Genomic DNA, 16,050 nt, shown 5'->3' on the forward strand with positions numbered 1-16,050 from the left:
AGCCGGGTTATCCGGTGCAGAACAAGCGGGTCCTGAGACGCCCGCAAAGACAGGGTTGGCAAATAGTGCGGTTTTCGGCGGCTGAAACGGCGAGCCGGTTTCTACCCGGCAGGATCGCGGCCAGGCTTCGTCCCTTGACGGAGCGGCTGGATGCTGTGCTTACGGATAGCGGACCGCAGGCAAGCGCGCAGCGCTCGTCCCTCATTGCCTTTTCCGTGCGCGTGGCGAGTGCGGCAATAGCTCTTCTGTCTCAGGTCATTCTGGCGCGTTGGATGGGTGAATTCGAGTACGGCATCTTCGTCCTCGTCTGGCTGACTATGGTTATCATCGGCGATCTAGCCTGTTTCGGACTGCACACCACCATCATCCGCTTCGTACCGGAATATGTGCAGCGCCATATGTTCGGCCTCGTGCGCGGTATTATCCGAACCGGACGTATCTTCGCTTTTACAGCCGCTACACTCATCGCGCTTCTGGGTGCAGGGCTGCTGCTTCTGCTCAAGGACCATGTGGCGAGCTATTATCTCGTGCCCTTCATCCTCGGCTTCATCTGCCTGCCAATGATCACGCTCGGCAACATGCTAGATGGCATTGCGCGCTCTCGCACCTGGGTGATGATGGCGCTGACGCCAAGCTATATCGTCCGCCCGCTTCTGGTTCTCCTATTCATGATTATCGCGCATGAAACAGGATTACCCTCCACTGCGACTATCGCGCTGGCAGTATCGATTGCCGCAACCTGGCTCACCACCGCCGGGCAATTTCTGACTGTCGACCGCTCAGTGGAGAAAGATATTCCCGCCGCGGGGCGCGAAGAGCGTCTTGGCGAATGGATGAAAGTTGCCCTGCCGATTTTCCTCGTGGAAGGCTTTTTCTTCCTGCTCATCAATGTGGACGTTCTGATGGTTGGCCACGCGCTCGACCCCGAGCACGTCGCGATCTATTTTGCGGCTACGAAGATCATGGCGCTCGCCCATTTCGTCTATTTCGCAGTAAAGGCCAGCGTCGCCCAGCGTTATTCCGACCTGCTACACAGTGGCGACCGCGCCGAATTTGCAAGTTTTGCCAAGGCCTCCGTACGCTGGACATTCTGGCCGACCCTGTTCCTCGGCGTCGTCATTCTACTCACCGGCTATCCGCTCCTGCGGCTTTTCGGTCCGGCCTTCACAGCGGGCTATCCGCTTCTGTTCATCCTCATTATCGGGGTGATCGCGCGCGCCAGCGTCGGCCCGGCAGAAAGCCTCCTCAACATGTCGGGAAAGCAGAATATCTGCGCGCTCCTTTATGCGGCAACCCTTGCTGTCAACGTCATTCTCAATCTGGTCCTGATACCGCGCTTCGGCCTGACGGGCGCCGCCATTTCGACAGCCATTGCCATGCTGATGGAAGCAGCACTTCTTTCGGCAGCCGTATCACGCACCTTGCACATAACCATGTTCATTCTCATTCCACGAGACCGTACCAAGACCTCGGAGGGGACTTTGTAATGGCCGCGAAACCTTTGCTTGAAGAATCGGCAGGCGGAAATGCAGCTCACATCGTGTCGGAACTCTCCGAAAGCGGTATGGCGCACGAAGCCATCAAGAAGCTGGAAGAAAGCCTTCATAGCCGCGATATACCGCGCAAGCTCGCGATCTATGGCGCTGCAGCAGGCTTCGAACTGCGCGACGAACTCGATCACCTGAGCAACCGGACCGTCGAGCCGAACGTGTTCTTCAATGCACGGTTTCTAGCGCCAGCCATGCCGCGCCTTGAGGATCGCGAAGTTCGCTTCATGGTCATGCGCGACGAAAACGAAATCCGCAGCCGCCTGCGCTTCGTCATGCCCTATACGATCGAGCGTCCCGGCCTGCCGCTTTCGACGCCTGTGATCCGTGCCTGGTCGACACCGTTCGGGCCGCAAGGCACTCCATTGATCGACCACGACGACCCTGTCGGCGTGCTAGAAGACTTGTTCGACATTCTGGCGCGCAGGCATCTCAAATTACCGGATGTGCTTGTTTTGCCCGAAATGCGCGCCAATGGCCCGGCTGCAAAACTGATCCGTTCGGTTGCGGTGGGCCGACAATTGCCTTTGGTTGCCATAGAACAGAAGGAGCGTCCCTTTCTCCAAAGCGATCTGGACGGCGATGCCTATATCAAAGAGGCAATCGGCGCGCACCATCGCCGGGACTATAATCGTCTGTGGCGCAGGCTGGCAGAAAAGGGCGAACTTGCCTATCGCGTTGCCCGCACGCCTGACGAAGTGCGTCACGCATTCGAACATTTCCTGACGCTGGAAGCGAGCGGCTGGAAGGGCAAACGCGGCACCGCCATGGCTGTCGACCGATTTCGCGCCGCCTTCGCCCGCGAAGCGGTCAACAATCTTGCTGAACGCGACTGCGCGCGCGTGCATACGCTGGAACTGGATGGACGGGTTATCGCCATTTTGATCGTCTTTACGGTTTCAGGAGAAGCCTGGACATGGAAGACTGCCTATGACGAAAGCCTGAACGCCTGGTCGCCTGGCGTTCTTCTGATGATCGAAGTCGTGAAGAACCATCTGAACGATCCCAACATCAACCGCACAGATTCCTGCGCCGTCCCCGACCATCCGGTCATGACGCGGCTCTTCGACAAGCGCGAGACAATCGAAACGCTGGTAATTGGCCTCAATCCGTCCACGGACAAGCTTGTCCGTCAGGCTGCCTCGCAGATTCATCTTTATCAACGGACACGCAATCTGGCCCGCATCGTGCGCAACCGCATCCGCAGCTTCACCGAGAGGAAATAGGGTCGAATTTAAGCAACCTTAAAAAAGCCCAGAAATCACTGTCCTGAATCTCCTGCGCCGGATTTATCCGGCAAGAAAGTTGCGATTGCAGTTTTGCGGAAGCCCTGCGAAGCTCCATCCCCAACAGCCACTTTGAGATTTTGAAGGTTCAGGAATGCGATTTCCACGCCCAACCGTCGCCAGCGGCACGCTTTGCGTCCTGACCGCGATTTATCTCCTCGCCTTCACCAATACTTCTTTCTGGCAACGGTTGATCGCCTATTTTTCCGACCACCCGCAAAAGCTGGTTGTTGGGGCGGCGGCTATCCTTCTCATCCATATCGCCGTGCTGATGGCCTTCTCGGCGAAATATATCATCAAGCCGGTTCTGATTTTCGCAATATGGGTCGCCGCGGGCGGGTCCTATTTTACAGACACGTTTGGCACCATTATTGACCGCAACGTGGTCGAGGCGACGCTCACGACGACAAAAGCCGAGTCGGGCCATCTGATAACGACGGGCTTTCTGCTGCATATGCTGCTTTACGCCGTCGTCCCCTCGCTTCTCATCATCTGGGTCCGCGTGAAGCACCGGCCTTTACTGCAAAAGCTTCTGGTCAACACCGTTTCGATCATCATCTGCCTGGCTGTCGCAGTCGCACTTATTGGCTCCGATTACGGCAGCTTCTCCTCAATGTATCGCGAACACCGCTCCGACATCATGGAACGGCTCATGCCCGGCACACCGCTCAAGAGCACGGTGCAATATATTGTACGTGACCTGAATGACAGGCAGATCGTGATGCAGCCGCTCGGCCTCGATGCCAAACAGGCATTGCCGCCGATAGCGTCGGGCAAGAAACTGCTGACGGTTATCGTGGTGGGCGAAACGGCACGCGCCCAGAATTTCAGCCTTTACGGCTACCCGCGTGAGACCAATCCCGAGCTCAAGCAGCAGGATATCGTCACCTTCACGAACACGACAAGCTGCGGCACCGATACCTCGGTCTCTGTGCCGTGCATGTTCTCCCCCTTTCCACGTGAGGATTATTCGAGCTCCAAATTCCATAGTTCGGAAAATCTCATGGATGTCCTTAATCATGCTGGCGTGCAGCTAGCATGGTACGAGAACAATACAGGCAGCAAAGGCGTTTCAGACCGCATACCGACGGTTGACCTGCAAAATTCGAACAATGCGCAATATTGCGAAGGCGGCGAATGTCTTGACCAGATTCTGGTTGATCAGCTTCGCGATCACCTGAAAAACGTGGATGGTAATGCCACGATTGTCCTGCACATGACAGGCAGTCACGGACCATCCTATTATCGCCGTTATCCGCCGGAATTTGCAAAGTTCAAACCGGAGTGCCGCACGAGCGAGTTTTCCGATTGCACGACAGACCAGATCGTCAACGCTTATGACAATTCTATCCTCTATACCGACCATATCCTGTCGGAGATTATCAATGTCCTCAAAGCAAGCGAGGACCGTTTTGCGCCTGCCATGATCTACATGTCCGACCATGGCGAATCGTTGGGCGAAGATGGCCTTTATCTGCATGCCGCGCCCTATTTCATCGCTCCTGACGAACAGACGCATATTCCATTCGTCGCGTGGTTCTCGCCGGACTATGCCTATGCCACCAAGCTCGACACGGCCTGCGTAAGGCAGGATGCCGCTGCCCCTTCCTCACACGACAATCTGTTCCACACGATCATCGGTATGATGGGCATAAAAACCTCGGCCTATGATCAGGCACTGGACCGCTTTGCAAATTGCCGGAAAGCCAGCGTCGCAACGTCGAATTAGAACATTCACTGTTGCGTAAATTTGGCTGATTATTCCAACCGAACCAATGATTTGAGCCTCCTGACAAAGCGTGATACACTCTGTCTTGGGAGAGCGCATGGACAGGCGGAAGAGGAGGTCCGCACCGGTGCATTCCGGCACTTTGAACAAGTGTCCGACGCCCGGATAATTATAAGCTTCCGTCTGGCTCAAACGCTGTCGCGCCCTCCCAGGGAAGGAGATGCGCCATGGAATATTTTCACTATGTCAGCACGCTGGATTACGTCCTGCTCGGCTTTATCGCCTTGCTAGTCTTCTGGAATCTGGTTGAAGCGAACTTGCGCAGATAAAGAGCGGCAGTCTATTTCCAAGCCGTTCTGGACATATGAGACCTGTTGTGCCTGACGCTTGTCAGGAACGGATTTTTTAACCTGAACGCAGCCGTGACGACGGGCGGTTGGGTAGACCACATGCCACCACTTCTTACCTCTTCAACTTTCTTTCAGAAGAGCGGTACAAGCTGCGCTTTTGAGCAATTGACCTCGTTTCGTTTAGCCGTTATATCCCAACCCGCTGTCCCTTTGGACCATATCAAACTGCTTCGGCAGAAATGTGCGGGTGTGGTGGAACTGGTAGACGCGCCGGACTCAAAATCCGGTTCCGAAAGGAGTGTCGGTTCGATTCCGACCACCCGCACCATTCTTATCAATCATTAATGGTGGAAAACTGCGAAGGCATTCAGCACACCTCCGCAGCAGGCCGTCTCAGCGCTTCAGCAATTGCTTCATTTCACTGCCATTCACGCCATATTTGCTCTCGGCAATGGAGCAGACCTTCTTATCCGGTACATTCTGATAGCGCAGCTTTGCGCTCTTATAGCCGTCCAGCGAGCCCTCGATGAAGCTCTTCGCAGTTCGCTCTGGATTACACTCCCTGTTGTAAGCCTTGTTTGCCATACAATACACGAACACTGCGCGCTCGGCATCAACCGCCTTATATTGAGGACAGCGAGACTGAAAATATCGCGCTTCGCCCATATGATGATCGGTTCTGAACTGTTCTGGAATGCGATTGGTCGTGCAAGCCGTGAGCGCCAGAAGCAACCCGGCGCCTAATATAAATTTGCCCCTCATTATCCCTCCAATATGTCTTGAATTGACCATACTGAATTAGCATTGGGGCCTTCTTCGAGAAAGCACCGGCAACCGGTCGCTGCTTTCTGTCGCATAAGGTTTTCAAGCCGTTTCGAGTGCCTGCGCCAGATCGGCGATCAGATCGTCAGGATGCTCGATGCCGATGGAAAGCCGGATCGTAGAGTCCAGCACGCCGATACGCTCTCTCACATCGACGGGAACGCCCGAATGGGTCATAGCAGCAGGATGGCTTGCAAGCGATTCCGTGCCGCCAAGACTGACCGCAAGCTTCAATATCTGAAGCGCATTCAGGAAGCGGAATGCCGCCGCCTGCCCGCCTTTAATATCGAAGGAAAAAGTCGACCCCGCACCGCTGCATTGGCGCTTGAACAGCGCGCCGACATCCGAATTCTCATCCTCAAATGGGAGATAATGCAACTTCGCGGCCTTCGGATGGTCGCGCAGAAATTCCGCGATTGCCCGAGCGTTACTGTTGGCGCGTTCCATGCGCAGCCCGAGTGTTTCAAGCGAGCGCCCAAGCATCCAGCATGAATGCGGATCAAGCTGTGTGCCGATGGCACCGCGCAATGCCTTGACCTGCTTTACAACAGCCTTGGCGCCCAACACTGCCCCCGCGATCAGATCCGAATGTCCGCCGACATATTTGGTCAGCGAATAGACCGAAAGATCGGCACCATGATCGAGTGGTTTTTGATAGACAGGCCCGAGCAGGGTATTGTCGCAGGCAATGATCGGTCGGTGTCCCTGCTCTTGTTCGATTTTTTCTGCAACACGCCGGATGGCTGCAATATCGACAATGCTGTTGGTAGGATTGGCGGGCGTCTCGATCAAAATTACCGAGACGCGCCCCTTGCTAACAGCCTCATTCGCTGCCTGTTCTATCGAGGCTTCGTGCACGCCATCGGCGAAGGCGACCGCTTCGACGCCGAAATTGAGAAATGTCTTGGCAAGGAGCGTTTCCGTACCACCATAAAGCGGCTGCGAATGTAAAATGACATCACCGGGACGTGCGAAGGCAAATAGCGTCGTAGCAATAGCCGACATGCCCGAAGAAAACAGCGCGCAACTCTCTGTCCCTTCATAGACCGCGAGGCGATCTTCAACGATCTCGCTGTTGGGGTGATTAAAACGGGAATAGACGAGACCGGCACCCACACCGGCGGGCGGTTCCTTGCGACCGGAAACAAAATCGAAGAAATCGCGCCCGTCTTCGGCCGTCTTGAACACGAAAGTTGAGGTCAGAAATACTGGCGGCTTGACCGCTCCTTCAGAGAGTTCAGGATCGTAGCCATAATTAAGCATCTGCGTTTCAGGATGAAGCGGATGATTGCCCAGCATGGTTTTTGAAGGCCGTGGCGCAGTCATGATTACCTCCTTGAGAAAACTCCTCCTGTCCGAGTACGGACGGGAGGAGCTTAACAGAGGTTTTCAGGAATCTTCTTGCGTTGTCATGCGCGTTAGAGAAATCGTTGCAATGTCGGAAGATTGGAAATAGCTGCCAATTACTTGATGACCAGTACCGGCACAGTGCTAAGCGACAGAACCTCCGCCGCCTGACTGCCCAGCAGCAACTTGTTCACACCGCGACGTCCATGCGATGCAATGACGATCAGATCGGCATTCCTGGCATTCGCAGCCTCGACGATGCCCTGCGCCGGTGATTGGTTCTCGACATGCACGGCTTCAGCGCCGACGCCAATCTCCGTTGCCTTCGCTTTGGCCTTCGACAGGATTTCCGTGGCTGCCTTGGTAATGGCCTCGCGATATTCCTGAAACGCCGCCGGGCTCGACGCCCATTCTGCAGCGACCACGATGCCATAGGATGGCAAAAGTTCAGTTACGGACACAAAGGTAACCTTGGCACCCGTTTCCTTGGCCAGCGCGACACCCTGGTCGACGCCTTTTTCCGCAAGTTCAGATCCATCGGTTGCGATCAGTATGTTCTTGTACATTCGTGCTCTCCTGCAGCCTGATACCCGATGATGCGCGCCTCCCCTTTACAACGCATTGACGCGGATCAATCGAGCTTTACTCCAAGCTAATACGTCGCCCCTCATTTATGAGGGAATTTATTTCCAATTTATTCAATTATAAAGAATATACTTCCAAACTTGATGCCGCGAGCGCACGTACCCAACTATGCTTTTGCGTCATTTCCTCCTAAACTTTGCGCGACAAAAGGGAGATCACGCCATGAACAAGCCCCTGAACGAACCGAAAGCCGGTAAAACAGCAGGTCGCGGTCGCATATACGATTCCATACTCGACACGATCGGCAACACCCCACTTGTACGGATCGACAAATTCGCCAAGGAAAAGGGTGTGGAAGCCAATCTTCTCGCCAAGCTGGAGTTCTTCAATCCTCTGGCGAGCGTGAAGGACCGCATCGGTCTGGCACTAATCGAAGCGCTGGAACGCGACGGCAAAGCCGTACCGGGCAAGACGGTCTTCGTTGAACCCACTTCCGGCAATACCGGCATCGCGCTTGCCTTTGCCGCTGCGGCCAAGGGCTATCGCCTCATCCTCACCATGCCGGAAACCATGTCGGTGGAGCGCCGCAAGCTTCTGAAGCTCCTCGGCGCTGAACTGGTTCTGACCGAAGGCGCAAAAGGTATGAAGGGCGCGATCGCGGAAGCGGAAGCTATCGCAGAAGGCAATCCGAACGCGATTATCCCGCAGCAGTTCGAAAACCCTGCCAACCCCGAAATTCATCGCCTGACGACAGCGGAAGAAATCTGGAACGATACAAATGGCGAAGCCGATATACTGATCTCCGGTATCGGCACGGGCGGCACGATCACCGGCGTGGGGCAGGTCATCAAGGGACGCAAGCCATCCTTCAAGGTGATCGCGGTGGAGCCGAAAGATTCACCGGTGCTTTCCGGTGGCACACCCGGCCCGCACAAGATTCAGGGCATCGGCGCAGGTTTTGCCCCGAAGACGCTCGATACCGGCATCTATGACGAAGTCGTTCAGGTCTCCAATGAAGATGCCTTTGCCAACGCACGCCTGCTCGCCCGGCTCGAAGGCATTCCGGTTGGCATTTCATCCGGCGCGGCTCTGGCCGCCGCTGTCGAAATCGGCAAGCGTCCTGAAAACGCCGGTAAGAACATCGTCATCATCATCCCGTCCTTTGCCGAACGCTATCTTTCGACGGCACTGTTCGAGGGACTTGAATAGACCGCCCACACGCAAATTCTCAAAAGACAAAAGCCAGAGCGGACAACCGTTCTGGCTTTACTTTTTACAATGCCAATCCGTTCGCCAAGCAAACGGAGGCTTCAAGCGCTCATGTCAATGATGGGTACGCGCGGCGCAAGCCGGGCCTGGTCCGCGCATATAATGACGCTCGGGCCGGTAGCTCGGTGCGACGAACTCGCGGATGACATTAACGCTGTCACGCAGCTGAACAAGAATGCTCATCGTCTTAACCTTCGTCAAAAACACGCTATTCGGAATGGATGCCCGTCATGTCCCGACCACCAATTAATCGGGACCATGAAACCCTGTTCATTTCCGAACATCTTAATGAAAACTTTAACAATCAAAGATGAATAAGCTCTGAACTCATATGGTTAAGGGTAAGTTAATAGTAAGGATGTTTGCGCTTTTCCACAGCCCGCGAATTATTGCCACAATTGAAAAAGGCCGGTTCAAACCGGCCCTTTCCACGAAACCATTGTACACCTTAGCGCGTCGGAACCGGATGCTCACCACGATAATCGTAAAAGCCACGGCCAGCCTTGCGCCCCAGCCAGCCTGCTTCGACATATTTGACCAGAAGCGGGCATGGGCGATATTTGGAATCTGCCAGTCCGTCGTGCAAAACCTGCATGATGGAAAGGCAGGTATCCAGGCCGATGAAATCGGCAAGCTGGAGCGGGCCCATCGGGTGATTGGCACCGAGCTTCATCGCCGTATCAATAGCTTCGACACTGCCAACGCCTTCATAAAGCGTGTAGATGGCCTCGTTGATCATCGGCAACAGGATACGGTTGACGATGAAAGCCGGGAAATCTTCGGCAACCGTTACCGTCTTGCCAAGCGCAGTTACAAAATCATTCGATTTGCGGAAGGTTTCCTCGTCCGTGGCTATCCCGCGCACCAGTTCAACAAGCTTCATCACCGGCACCGGATTCATGAAATGAATGCCGATGAAGCGCTCTGGACGATCGGTCGTGGAAGCAAGACGCGTGATAGAGATCGATGACGTGTTGGTCGCGAGGATCGCTTCCGGGTTCAAAGCCGAGCAAAGCTGCGCGAAGATCTTGCGCTTGACGGTTTCGTCTTCCGTTGCTGCTTCGATAGCCAGATCGACACCCGCCAGATCCGCCATGGAATTTGCCGGACGGATAAGCTTCATCGCTGCAGCGCGTTGATCTTCCAGCAATTTTCCTGAAGCAACCTGACGCGCCATGTTGCCATTGATGGTGGCGATGCCCTTTTCCAGCCGGTCCGCTGCCGCATCATGAAGAAGCACATCGAACCCGGCCAGCGCGCATACGTGAGCAATACCGCTGCCCATCTGTCCTGCGCCGACCACCCCTACCGTCTTGATTGCCACAGTTATAACTCCTTCATTCAGCCGCCCCACAACAGAGCCGAGGCCGAGAGCATATGCTCTAACTTTTGTTCTTACGCATTACCCCCAGCAAAATCGCTTCGCACTTTTGCTGGGAATGCTTCAATATACCAATTCTGCCTAAGACAGATACAGCCCTCATTCAGCGAAAGCAAAATCAGTGCTTTCGTGCCTGAAGTCCTCCAAAATAAAAAACGGCGGGACCAGCCCGCCGCTTTCTGATCGATCAAAGCGCTTTTTGCAGTTCGGGAAGAACTGTAAAGAGATCGCCGACGAGGCCGTAATCGGCGACCTGGAAGATCGGCGCTTCTTCGTCCTTATTGATGGCGACGATGACGCGGCTGTCCTTCATACCAGCCAGATGCTGGATCGCTCCGGAGATACCCACGGCGATATAGAGATCCGGCGCAACCACCTTGCCCGTCTGGCCGACCTGCCAGTCATTCGGTGCATAGCCTGCATCGACCGCCGCACGGCTTGCACCGACAGCAGCACCGAGCTTGTCGGCTACAGGCAGGATCACTTCCTGGAATTTTTCGGCAGAGCCGAGTGCACGACCACCCGAGATGATGATCTTGGCCGAGGTCAGTTCCGGACGGTCCGAATCCGACAATGCATTGCCGACGAAACTCGACAGCGCCGGATCGGCTGCTGCGTTGACGCTTTCAACTGCAGCCGAACCACCTTCGCCCGTTGCCTGGAACGAAGCCGTACGAACGGTGATAACCTTCTTTGCATCGGTCGACTGCACCGTCTGGATCGCATTGCCCGCATAGATCGGACGCTTGAACGTATCAGCCGAAACGACTTCCATGATTTCGGACAACTGCATCACATCGAGAAGCGCTGCAACGCGCGGCAGGATGTTCTTGGCCGAGGTTGTTGCCGGAGCAATGATCGTGTCGTAATTGCCTGCCAGTTCCACGATGAGAGCGGCCGTTGGCTCGGCCAGACGGTTTTCCAGTGCGTCGCTTTCAGCGAGCAGAACCTTACGCACGCCCTTGAGCTTGGCGGCAGCATCGGCTGCAGCCTTCGCGCCCTTGCCTGCAACCAGAACATCCACGTCGCCGCCGATCTGGGCAGCTGCCGTCAGCGCTTTCGCCGTCTGGTCGGAAAGGGTTGCATTATCGTGTTCGGCAATAAGAAGAATAGCCATTTATATCGTCCCTTCCGATTTCTTTAGAGTACGCCGTCAGCTTTCAGCTTCTCAACCAGCTCGGACACTGAACTGACCTTCACGCCGGCCTTACGGCCACCCGGCTCTTCGGTCTTCAGGACCTTGAGACGCGGCGCAATGTCGGCGCCGAAATCAGCAGGCGACTTTTCGTCGAGCGGCTTCTTCTTGGCCTTCATGATGTTCGGCAACGACGCATAGCGCGGCTGGTTCAAACGTAGATCGACCGTGACAATCGCCGGAAGCTTCACGTCGATGGTCTGGAGACCGCCATCCACTTCGCGCGTGACCTTGGCCGAACCGTCAGCCAGTTCCACCTTGGAGGCAAAGGTTGCCTGGCTCCAGTTGAGGAGCGCCGACAGCATCTGACCGGTCTGGTTGGCATCGTCGTCGATCGCCTGCTTGCCGAGGAAGACGAGATCCGGCTGTTCAGCCTCAACCACGCCCTTCAACACCTTGGCGACGCCGAGTGGCTCGACCGTCTCGTCGGTCTTGACCAGAATGGCGCGGTCCGCACCCATGGCGAGCGCCGTGCGCAGCGTTTCCTGTGCCTGTGTCGGGCCGACCGAAACCGCGACGATTTCCGTCACCTTGCCCGCTTCCTTCAGACGGATCGCTTCTTCAACCGCGATCTCATCGAAAGGGTTCATCGACATCTTGACGTTCGCAAGCTCAACGCCCGAACCGTCTCCCTTTACACGGATCTTTACGTTGTAATCGACAACCCGTTTCACTGCGACAAGGACTTTCATCCGCGATTACCTCTTCAATGACTCTTGCAGCACGACTATGCCGCCGTGAACTCCCACCCGCATGTCAAAATCCGACATGAAAGCGGCACCAGCGCAACTTGGGTTATGACGCAAATGCGCTGCCTATCCGCCGGGAACCGGCACGAAACCTAAAGACGGTTGACGTGCACGTCAATCAGGCACGGCCCGCTATATCGATTAAAATCAATTTATTCTGACAAGACGTCATTCCGAAACTGAGCAACCCGACACCTCCTGTTTTCATGTCGTTTACAAGCGATGCACCATGCTTTAGGTAACGCCTCGCAATCCGGTCGCAGCCTACCCGGTCAAAACAAGGACTCTGACTATGAAAACGCTTGTCGTCTGCTCCGGCGGACTCGATTCCGTTTCGCTTGCTCACAGAATAGCAAGCGAACACCAACTTACTACCCTCCTCTCCTTCGACTATGGCCAGCGCCACAAAAAGGAACTGGATTCGGCCAAAGCCTGCGCCGAAAGGCTTGGCGTTTCCCATCAGGTCATCAACATCACCGATATCGGCGCCAGCCTGACCGGCTCTGCGCTCACCGACGATGTCGATGTGCCGGACGGACACTATGCCGAAGAAACGATGAAGATCACCGTCGTTCCCAACCGCAATGCGATCATGCTGGCAATCGCATTCGGTGTCGCGGCAGCACAAAAGGCAGAGGCCGTAGCCCTTGCTGTCCACGGCGGCGATCACTTCATCTATCCTGACTGCCGCCCCGGCTTCATCGATGCTTTCCAGACGATGCAGAACCATGCACTGGACGGTTATGCTAACGTAAAGCTGCTCGCGCCTTATGTGCACGCATCGAAAGCCGACATCGTTATCGACGGCGCAAAATACCGTACGCCCTTTGCCGCGACGTGGTCCTGCTATAAGGGCGGCGAACACCATTGCGGGCGCTGCGGCACCTGTGTCGAACGACGCGAGGCCTTTCATATCGCGGGCATCGAAGACCCTACCCTCTATGAAGATGCAGATTTCTGGCGCAACGCCGCTGCACGGAGGAACGTCTGATGTTTCGCATTACCAAGGAATTTCATTTCTCCGCATCGCATCAGCTGGCTGACCTGCCGGAAGACCATCAATGCGCCCGTCTGCACGGCCACAATTATATCGTGGAGGTCGAACTCTCGGCTCCCGATCTGAACCAGCACGGTTTTGTCCGTGATTACCATGAGCTGGCGCCGTTCAAGTGCTATATCGATGATTGCTTCGACCATCACCATCTCAATGATGTTTTGGGTCACAACCAGAGCACGGCTGAAACACTTGCCCGGCATTTTTTCGAATGGTGCCATGCGCGCTGGCCGGAAATTTCCGCTGTGCGGGTCAGCGAAACGCCCAAAACATGGGCCGAGTACAGACCGTGACACAGATACGCATCGCAGAAATTTTCGGCCCGACGATACAGGGCGAAGGTGTGTTGATCGGCGAGCCGACGGTTTTCGTGCGAACCGGTGGCTGCGATTATCGCTGCTCCTGGTGCGACAGCCTCCATGCCGTTGAAAGCCGTTTTCGCCATGAGTGGAAAGCAATGAGCGCGGAAGCGATCTGGGATGAAGTGACGACACTTTCCCGAAATCAACCTCTAACAGTGTCACTTTCAGGTGGAAATCCGGCCATTCAACCGCTAGGCCCCTTGATCAGGCTCGGCAAAACCGAAGGCTATCGCTTTGCACTGGAAACCCAAGGGTCGGTCGCACAAGGCTGGTTTTCCGAGCTCGACACGCTGGTACTGAGTCCAAAACCACCTTCAAGCGGTATGGACGTCGATTTAAATGCGTTCGCAACATGTGTCGAGGCTGCAGGTGGAGCGCCGAGAACGGTGCTGAAATTCGTCATCTTCGATGAAGAGGATTACGCCTTCACTAAAGAGGTGGGCAGCCGCTATCCCGCTCTGCCGGTCTATCTCCAGCCGGGCAATCACACACCACCGCCGCCCGAGGCACACGACGCCGCAGTCGATATTGACGGCATCATGCGGCGGATGGAATGGCTGGTGGAAAAGGTGATTGCGGATGGCTGGTACGGAGCACACGTCCTGCCCCAGCTCCACGTGCTGATCTGGGGCAACAGGCGCGGTGTCTGATCAGCGGTTGGCACCGGGCACCCAAAGAATGTCCTGCGCACCATTATCATTGACGGTTCGCGATGCCACGAACAGGAAATCGGAAAGGCGGTTGATATATTGCAGAGCCTCTGCCGAAACGATCTCTCCTTCGACGCGGGCAAGCGCAACCATCAGGCGCTCGGCCCGGCGTGAAACCGTACGAGCAAGGTGCAATGCAGCCGATGCCGCCGAGCCGCCCGGAAGAATAAACGAGCGGAGCGGCTGCAAATCGGCATTGAGGAGATCAATATCGGCTTCCACACGCGAAACCTGCGATGCGACGATGCGCAAAGGTTCGTAGGCGAGCGGTTTGCCGTCATCCGGCGTCGAAAGATCTGCACCAAGATCGAAAAGATCGTTCTGGATACGGCCCAGCATGGTATCGATTTGCGCATGAGGATTATTGTCGCCGCCGGTGTGAAGGCGCGCCATGCCAATGCAGGCATTGGTTTCATCCACCGTACCATAGGCTTCGACACGCAGGTCCGACTTCAGCCGGCGCGGCCCGCTGGCAAGCCCGGTCGTGCCCTTGTCGCCCGTGCGGGTATAGATCTTGTTGAGCTTGACCATATTTACTGACCGGTTTTCTGGCGAGCGAAATAGATCGCGCCGACGATCAGAACAATCGCAATGAACTGCAGGAAAACGCGCAGCTGCATCATCTTGTTCGAGAAATTGCCGTCACCGCCGCGCATCATGTTGCGCAGACCGATGATCAGAACGACGGCCACAGCAAACATGGCCACCATTGCCGCGCCCTTGAACAGAACGTCCATTTTATTTCCTTCCCATGCGCACTGTTCCTGACCTCATGACTGGTCGGACAGCATCCGGTAGAGCCAGCGTGCAGGCATCAGGCGCCGTGCCAGTAACCCAAGTTTCGCCGGTCTTGTCACCACATAATGCGGAAGGGGACGCGGCGCCTCCAATGCATGAAGCAGTACATCATAGACGGCTTCCGGTCCAAGCTTGTTCTTGGATTTTGTACCGCCACTTTCTAATTTCGCCATCTGGCGCTGGTAGAGCTCACGATGCACCGAAGCTTCCATATCGATATTGGCTCTGGCGTGACTGGCCGCATTATAGGTAAAGCGCGAAGCAATCGGGCCAGGCTCGATCAACGACACATCGATACCAGAGCCTTCCAGCTCCATGCGCTGCGCAAGCATCAGCCCCTCAAGCGCGAATTTCGACGCCACATACGCGCCGCGCCATTTCATCGGAACCAATCCCAGAATCGACGAACAATGCACGATACGCCCACATCCCTGCTGCCGCATGACCGGAACAACGCGCCGGGTAAGGTCGTGCCAGCCGAAGAAATTGGCGTCGAACTGCTGGCGCAAGGCTTCGACCGGCAAGTCCTCAATCGCGCCAGGTTGCGCGTAAGCACCATTGTTGAACAGGGCATCGAGCGTCCCGCCAGTCTGCCGCAACACCTCACCGGCAAGGGCAGCGATCGACTGCGGCTCCGTATAGTCGAGATAATGGGCTTCAATTCCCTTTGCCTTGAGTGCCTCAATATCCGCATCCTTGCGGGCGGTCGCAAATACGCGCCAGCCACGCTCATGAAGCGCTTCGGCACAATAGGCGCCTATACCGGAGGAACAGCCGGTGATGATGATATTGCGTTGTCGATTCTGACCGGAATGTGCCGGAGCCATAGGTTCGTTTCCCGCTGCAATTTCAACAAGCTTGCTTGA

General features: G+C 55.7%; 17 protein-coding genes and 1 tRNA gene. 8 read left to right on the forward strand and 10 right to left on the reverse strand.

Annotated elements, in window-relative coordinates; genetic code table 11:
- Positions 1 to 65 precede the first annotated feature (65 nt).
- The 4 genes from MKS82_RS12520 to MKS82_RS12535 all read left to right on the forward strand — a co-directional run bounded on the left by MKS82_RS12520 (position 66) and on the right by MKS82_RS12535 (position 5,240).
- Positions 66 to 1,487: a lipopolysaccharide biosynthesis protein gene (locus tag MKS82_RS12520; RefSeq protein WP_181394310.1), complete on the forward strand. Its 1,422-nt coding sequence runs from the start codon at positions 66 to 68 to the stop codon at positions 1,485 to 1,487.
- Positions 1,487 to 2,773, forward strand: coding sequence for a type IV secretion system effector crotonyl transferase BspF (gene bspF / locus MKS82_RS12525; RefSeq protein ID WP_109988550.1), 1,287 nt, complete (start codon positions 1,487 to 1,489; stop codon positions 2,771 to 2,773). The genes MKS82_RS12520 and bspF overlap by 1 nt, the downstream gene beginning before the upstream one ends.
- Positions 2,774 to 2,927: 154 nt before the next feature.
- The gene (locus MKS82_RS12530; RefSeq protein ID WP_109988551.1) at positions 2,928 to 4,562 is read left to right on the forward strand and encodes a phosphoethanolamine transferase; all 1,635 of its coding nucleotides are present in this window, start codon (positions 2,928 to 2,930) and stop codon (positions 4,560 to 4,562) included.
- A 593-nt stretch (positions 4,563 to 5,155) separates the two neighbouring features.
- A tRNA-Leu gene (locus tag MKS82_RS12535) sits at positions 5,156 to 5,240 on the forward strand.
- A 65-nt stretch (positions 5,241 to 5,305) separates the two neighbouring features.
- Here MKS82_RS12535 and MKS82_RS12540 read toward each other — a convergent pair.
- The 3 genes from MKS82_RS12540 to MKS82_RS12550 form a co-directional block, all read right to left on the reverse strand.
- Positions 5,306 to 5,674 carry a hypothetical protein gene (locus MKS82_RS12540; protein WP_109988552.1) on the reverse strand — a complete coding sequence of 123 codons (369 nt, stop codon included), beginning with the start codon at positions 5,672 to 5,674 and terminating at the stop codon, positions 5,306 to 5,308.
- Positions 5,675 to 5,776: 102 nt separating this feature from the next.
- Positions 5,777 to 7,060: a cystathionine gamma-synthase family protein gene (locus MKS82_RS12545; protein ID WP_109988553.1), complete on the reverse strand. Its 1,284-nt coding sequence runs from the start codon at positions 7,058 to 7,060 to the stop codon at positions 5,777 to 5,779.
- Between the two features lie 137 nt (positions 7,061 to 7,197).
- Positions 7,198 to 7,647 carry a universal stress protein gene (locus MKS82_RS12550; protein ID WP_109988554.1) on the reverse strand — a complete coding sequence of 150 codons (450 nt, stop codon included), beginning with the start codon at positions 7,645 to 7,647 and terminating at the stop codon, positions 7,198 to 7,200.
- A gap of 241 nt (positions 7,648 to 7,888) precedes the next feature.
- Here MKS82_RS12550 and cysK point away from each other — a divergent pair, with 241 nt between their 5' ends.
- Positions 7,889 to 8,875 (forward strand): cysteine synthase A, encoded by a 987-nt coding sequence (cysK, locus tag MKS82_RS12555; RefSeq protein WP_109988555.1) that lies wholly within the window; start codon positions 7,889 to 7,891, stop codon positions 8,873 to 8,875.
- A 114-nt stretch (positions 8,876 to 8,989) separates the two neighbouring features.
- Here the strand turns inward: cysK and MKS82_RS29525 are convergent, their stop codons facing one another.
- The 4 genes from MKS82_RS29525 to MKS82_RS12570 all read right to left on the reverse strand — a co-directional run bounded on the left by MKS82_RS29525 (position 8,990) and on the right by MKS82_RS12570 (position 12,203).
- Positions 8,990 to 9,118, reverse strand: coding sequence for a hypothetical protein (locus MKS82_RS29525; RefSeq protein WP_255362115.1), 129 nt, complete (start codon positions 9,116 to 9,118; stop codon positions 8,990 to 8,992).
- A 265-nt stretch (positions 9,119 to 9,383) separates the two neighbouring features.
- Positions 9,384 to 10,259 (reverse strand): 3-hydroxybutyryl-CoA dehydrogenase, encoded by an 876-nt coding sequence (locus MKS82_RS12560; RefSeq protein WP_061344472.1) that lies wholly within the window; start codon positions 10,257 to 10,259, stop codon positions 9,384 to 9,386.
- 244 nt (positions 10,260 to 10,503) lie between these two features.
- A complete protein-coding gene (locus tag MKS82_RS12565) occupies positions 10,504 to 11,433 on the reverse strand; it encodes an electron transfer flavoprotein subunit alpha/FixB family protein (protein WP_109988556.1) in 930 nt (309 codons plus the stop codon).
- Between the two features lie 23 nt (positions 11,434 to 11,456).
- Entirely contained in the window at positions 11,457 to 12,203 is a 747-nt protein-coding gene (locus MKS82_RS12570) for an electron transfer flavoprotein subunit beta/FixA family protein (protein ID WP_109988557.1), read from the reverse strand.
- A 349-nt stretch (positions 12,204 to 12,552) separates the two neighbouring features.
- On the opposite strand from MKS82_RS12570, the gene queC reads away from it, so the two are divergent.
- The 3 genes from queC to queE are packed head-to-tail and all read left to right on the forward strand — an operon-like array spanning position 12,553 to position 14,326.
- Complete coding sequence (gene queC, locus MKS82_RS12575; RefSeq protein ID WP_240578904.1) at positions 12,553 to 13,251, forward strand: 7-cyano-7-deazaguanine synthase QueC; 699 nt, start codon at positions 12,553 to 12,555, stop codon at positions 13,249 to 13,251.
- Positions 13,251 to 13,607, forward strand: coding sequence for a 6-pyruvoyl trahydropterin synthase family protein (locus MKS82_RS12580; RefSeq protein WP_109988559.1), 357 nt, complete (start codon positions 13,251 to 13,253; stop codon positions 13,605 to 13,607). The genes queC and MKS82_RS12580 overlap by 1 nt, the downstream gene beginning before the upstream one ends.
- Complete coding sequence (gene queE / locus MKS82_RS12585) at positions 13,586 to 14,326, forward strand: 7-carboxy-7-deazaguanine synthase QueE (RefSeq protein WP_109988560.1); 741 nt, start codon at positions 13,586 to 13,588, stop codon at positions 14,324 to 14,326. Before MKS82_RS12580 ends, queE begins: the two co-directional genes overlap by 22 nt.
- On the opposite strand, the gene MKS82_RS12590 is transcribed toward queE, so the two are convergent.
- Genes MKS82_RS12590 through MKS82_RS12600 form a run of 3 tightly spaced genes read right to left on the reverse strand, consistent with a single transcriptional unit; the run spans position 14,327 to position 16,011 of the window.
- The gene (locus MKS82_RS12590) at positions 14,327 to 14,917 is read right to left on the reverse strand and encodes a cob(I)yrinic acid a,c-diamide adenosyltransferase (protein ID WP_109988561.1); all 591 of its coding nucleotides are present in this window, start codon (positions 14,915 to 14,917) and stop codon (positions 14,327 to 14,329) included.
- Between the two features lie 2 nt (positions 14,918 to 14,919).
- The gene (locus MKS82_RS12595; protein ID WP_010657522.1) at positions 14,920 to 15,123 is read right to left on the reverse strand and encodes a twin transmembrane helix small protein; all 204 of its coding nucleotides are present in this window, start codon (positions 15,121 to 15,123) and stop codon (positions 14,920 to 14,922) included.
- 33 nt (positions 15,124 to 15,156) lie between these two features.
- The gene (locus tag MKS82_RS12600) at positions 15,157 to 16,011 is read right to left on the reverse strand and encodes an SDR family oxidoreductase (RefSeq protein ID WP_109988562.1); all 855 of its coding nucleotides are present in this window, start codon (positions 16,009 to 16,011) and stop codon (positions 15,157 to 15,159) included.
- Positions 16,012 to 16,050: the final 39 nt, after the last annotated feature.

The organism is Ochrobactrum sp. A-1 (assembly GCF_022488005.1).
GTDB lineage: Bacteria > Pseudomonadota > Alphaproteobacteria > Rhizobiales > Rhizobiaceae > Brucella.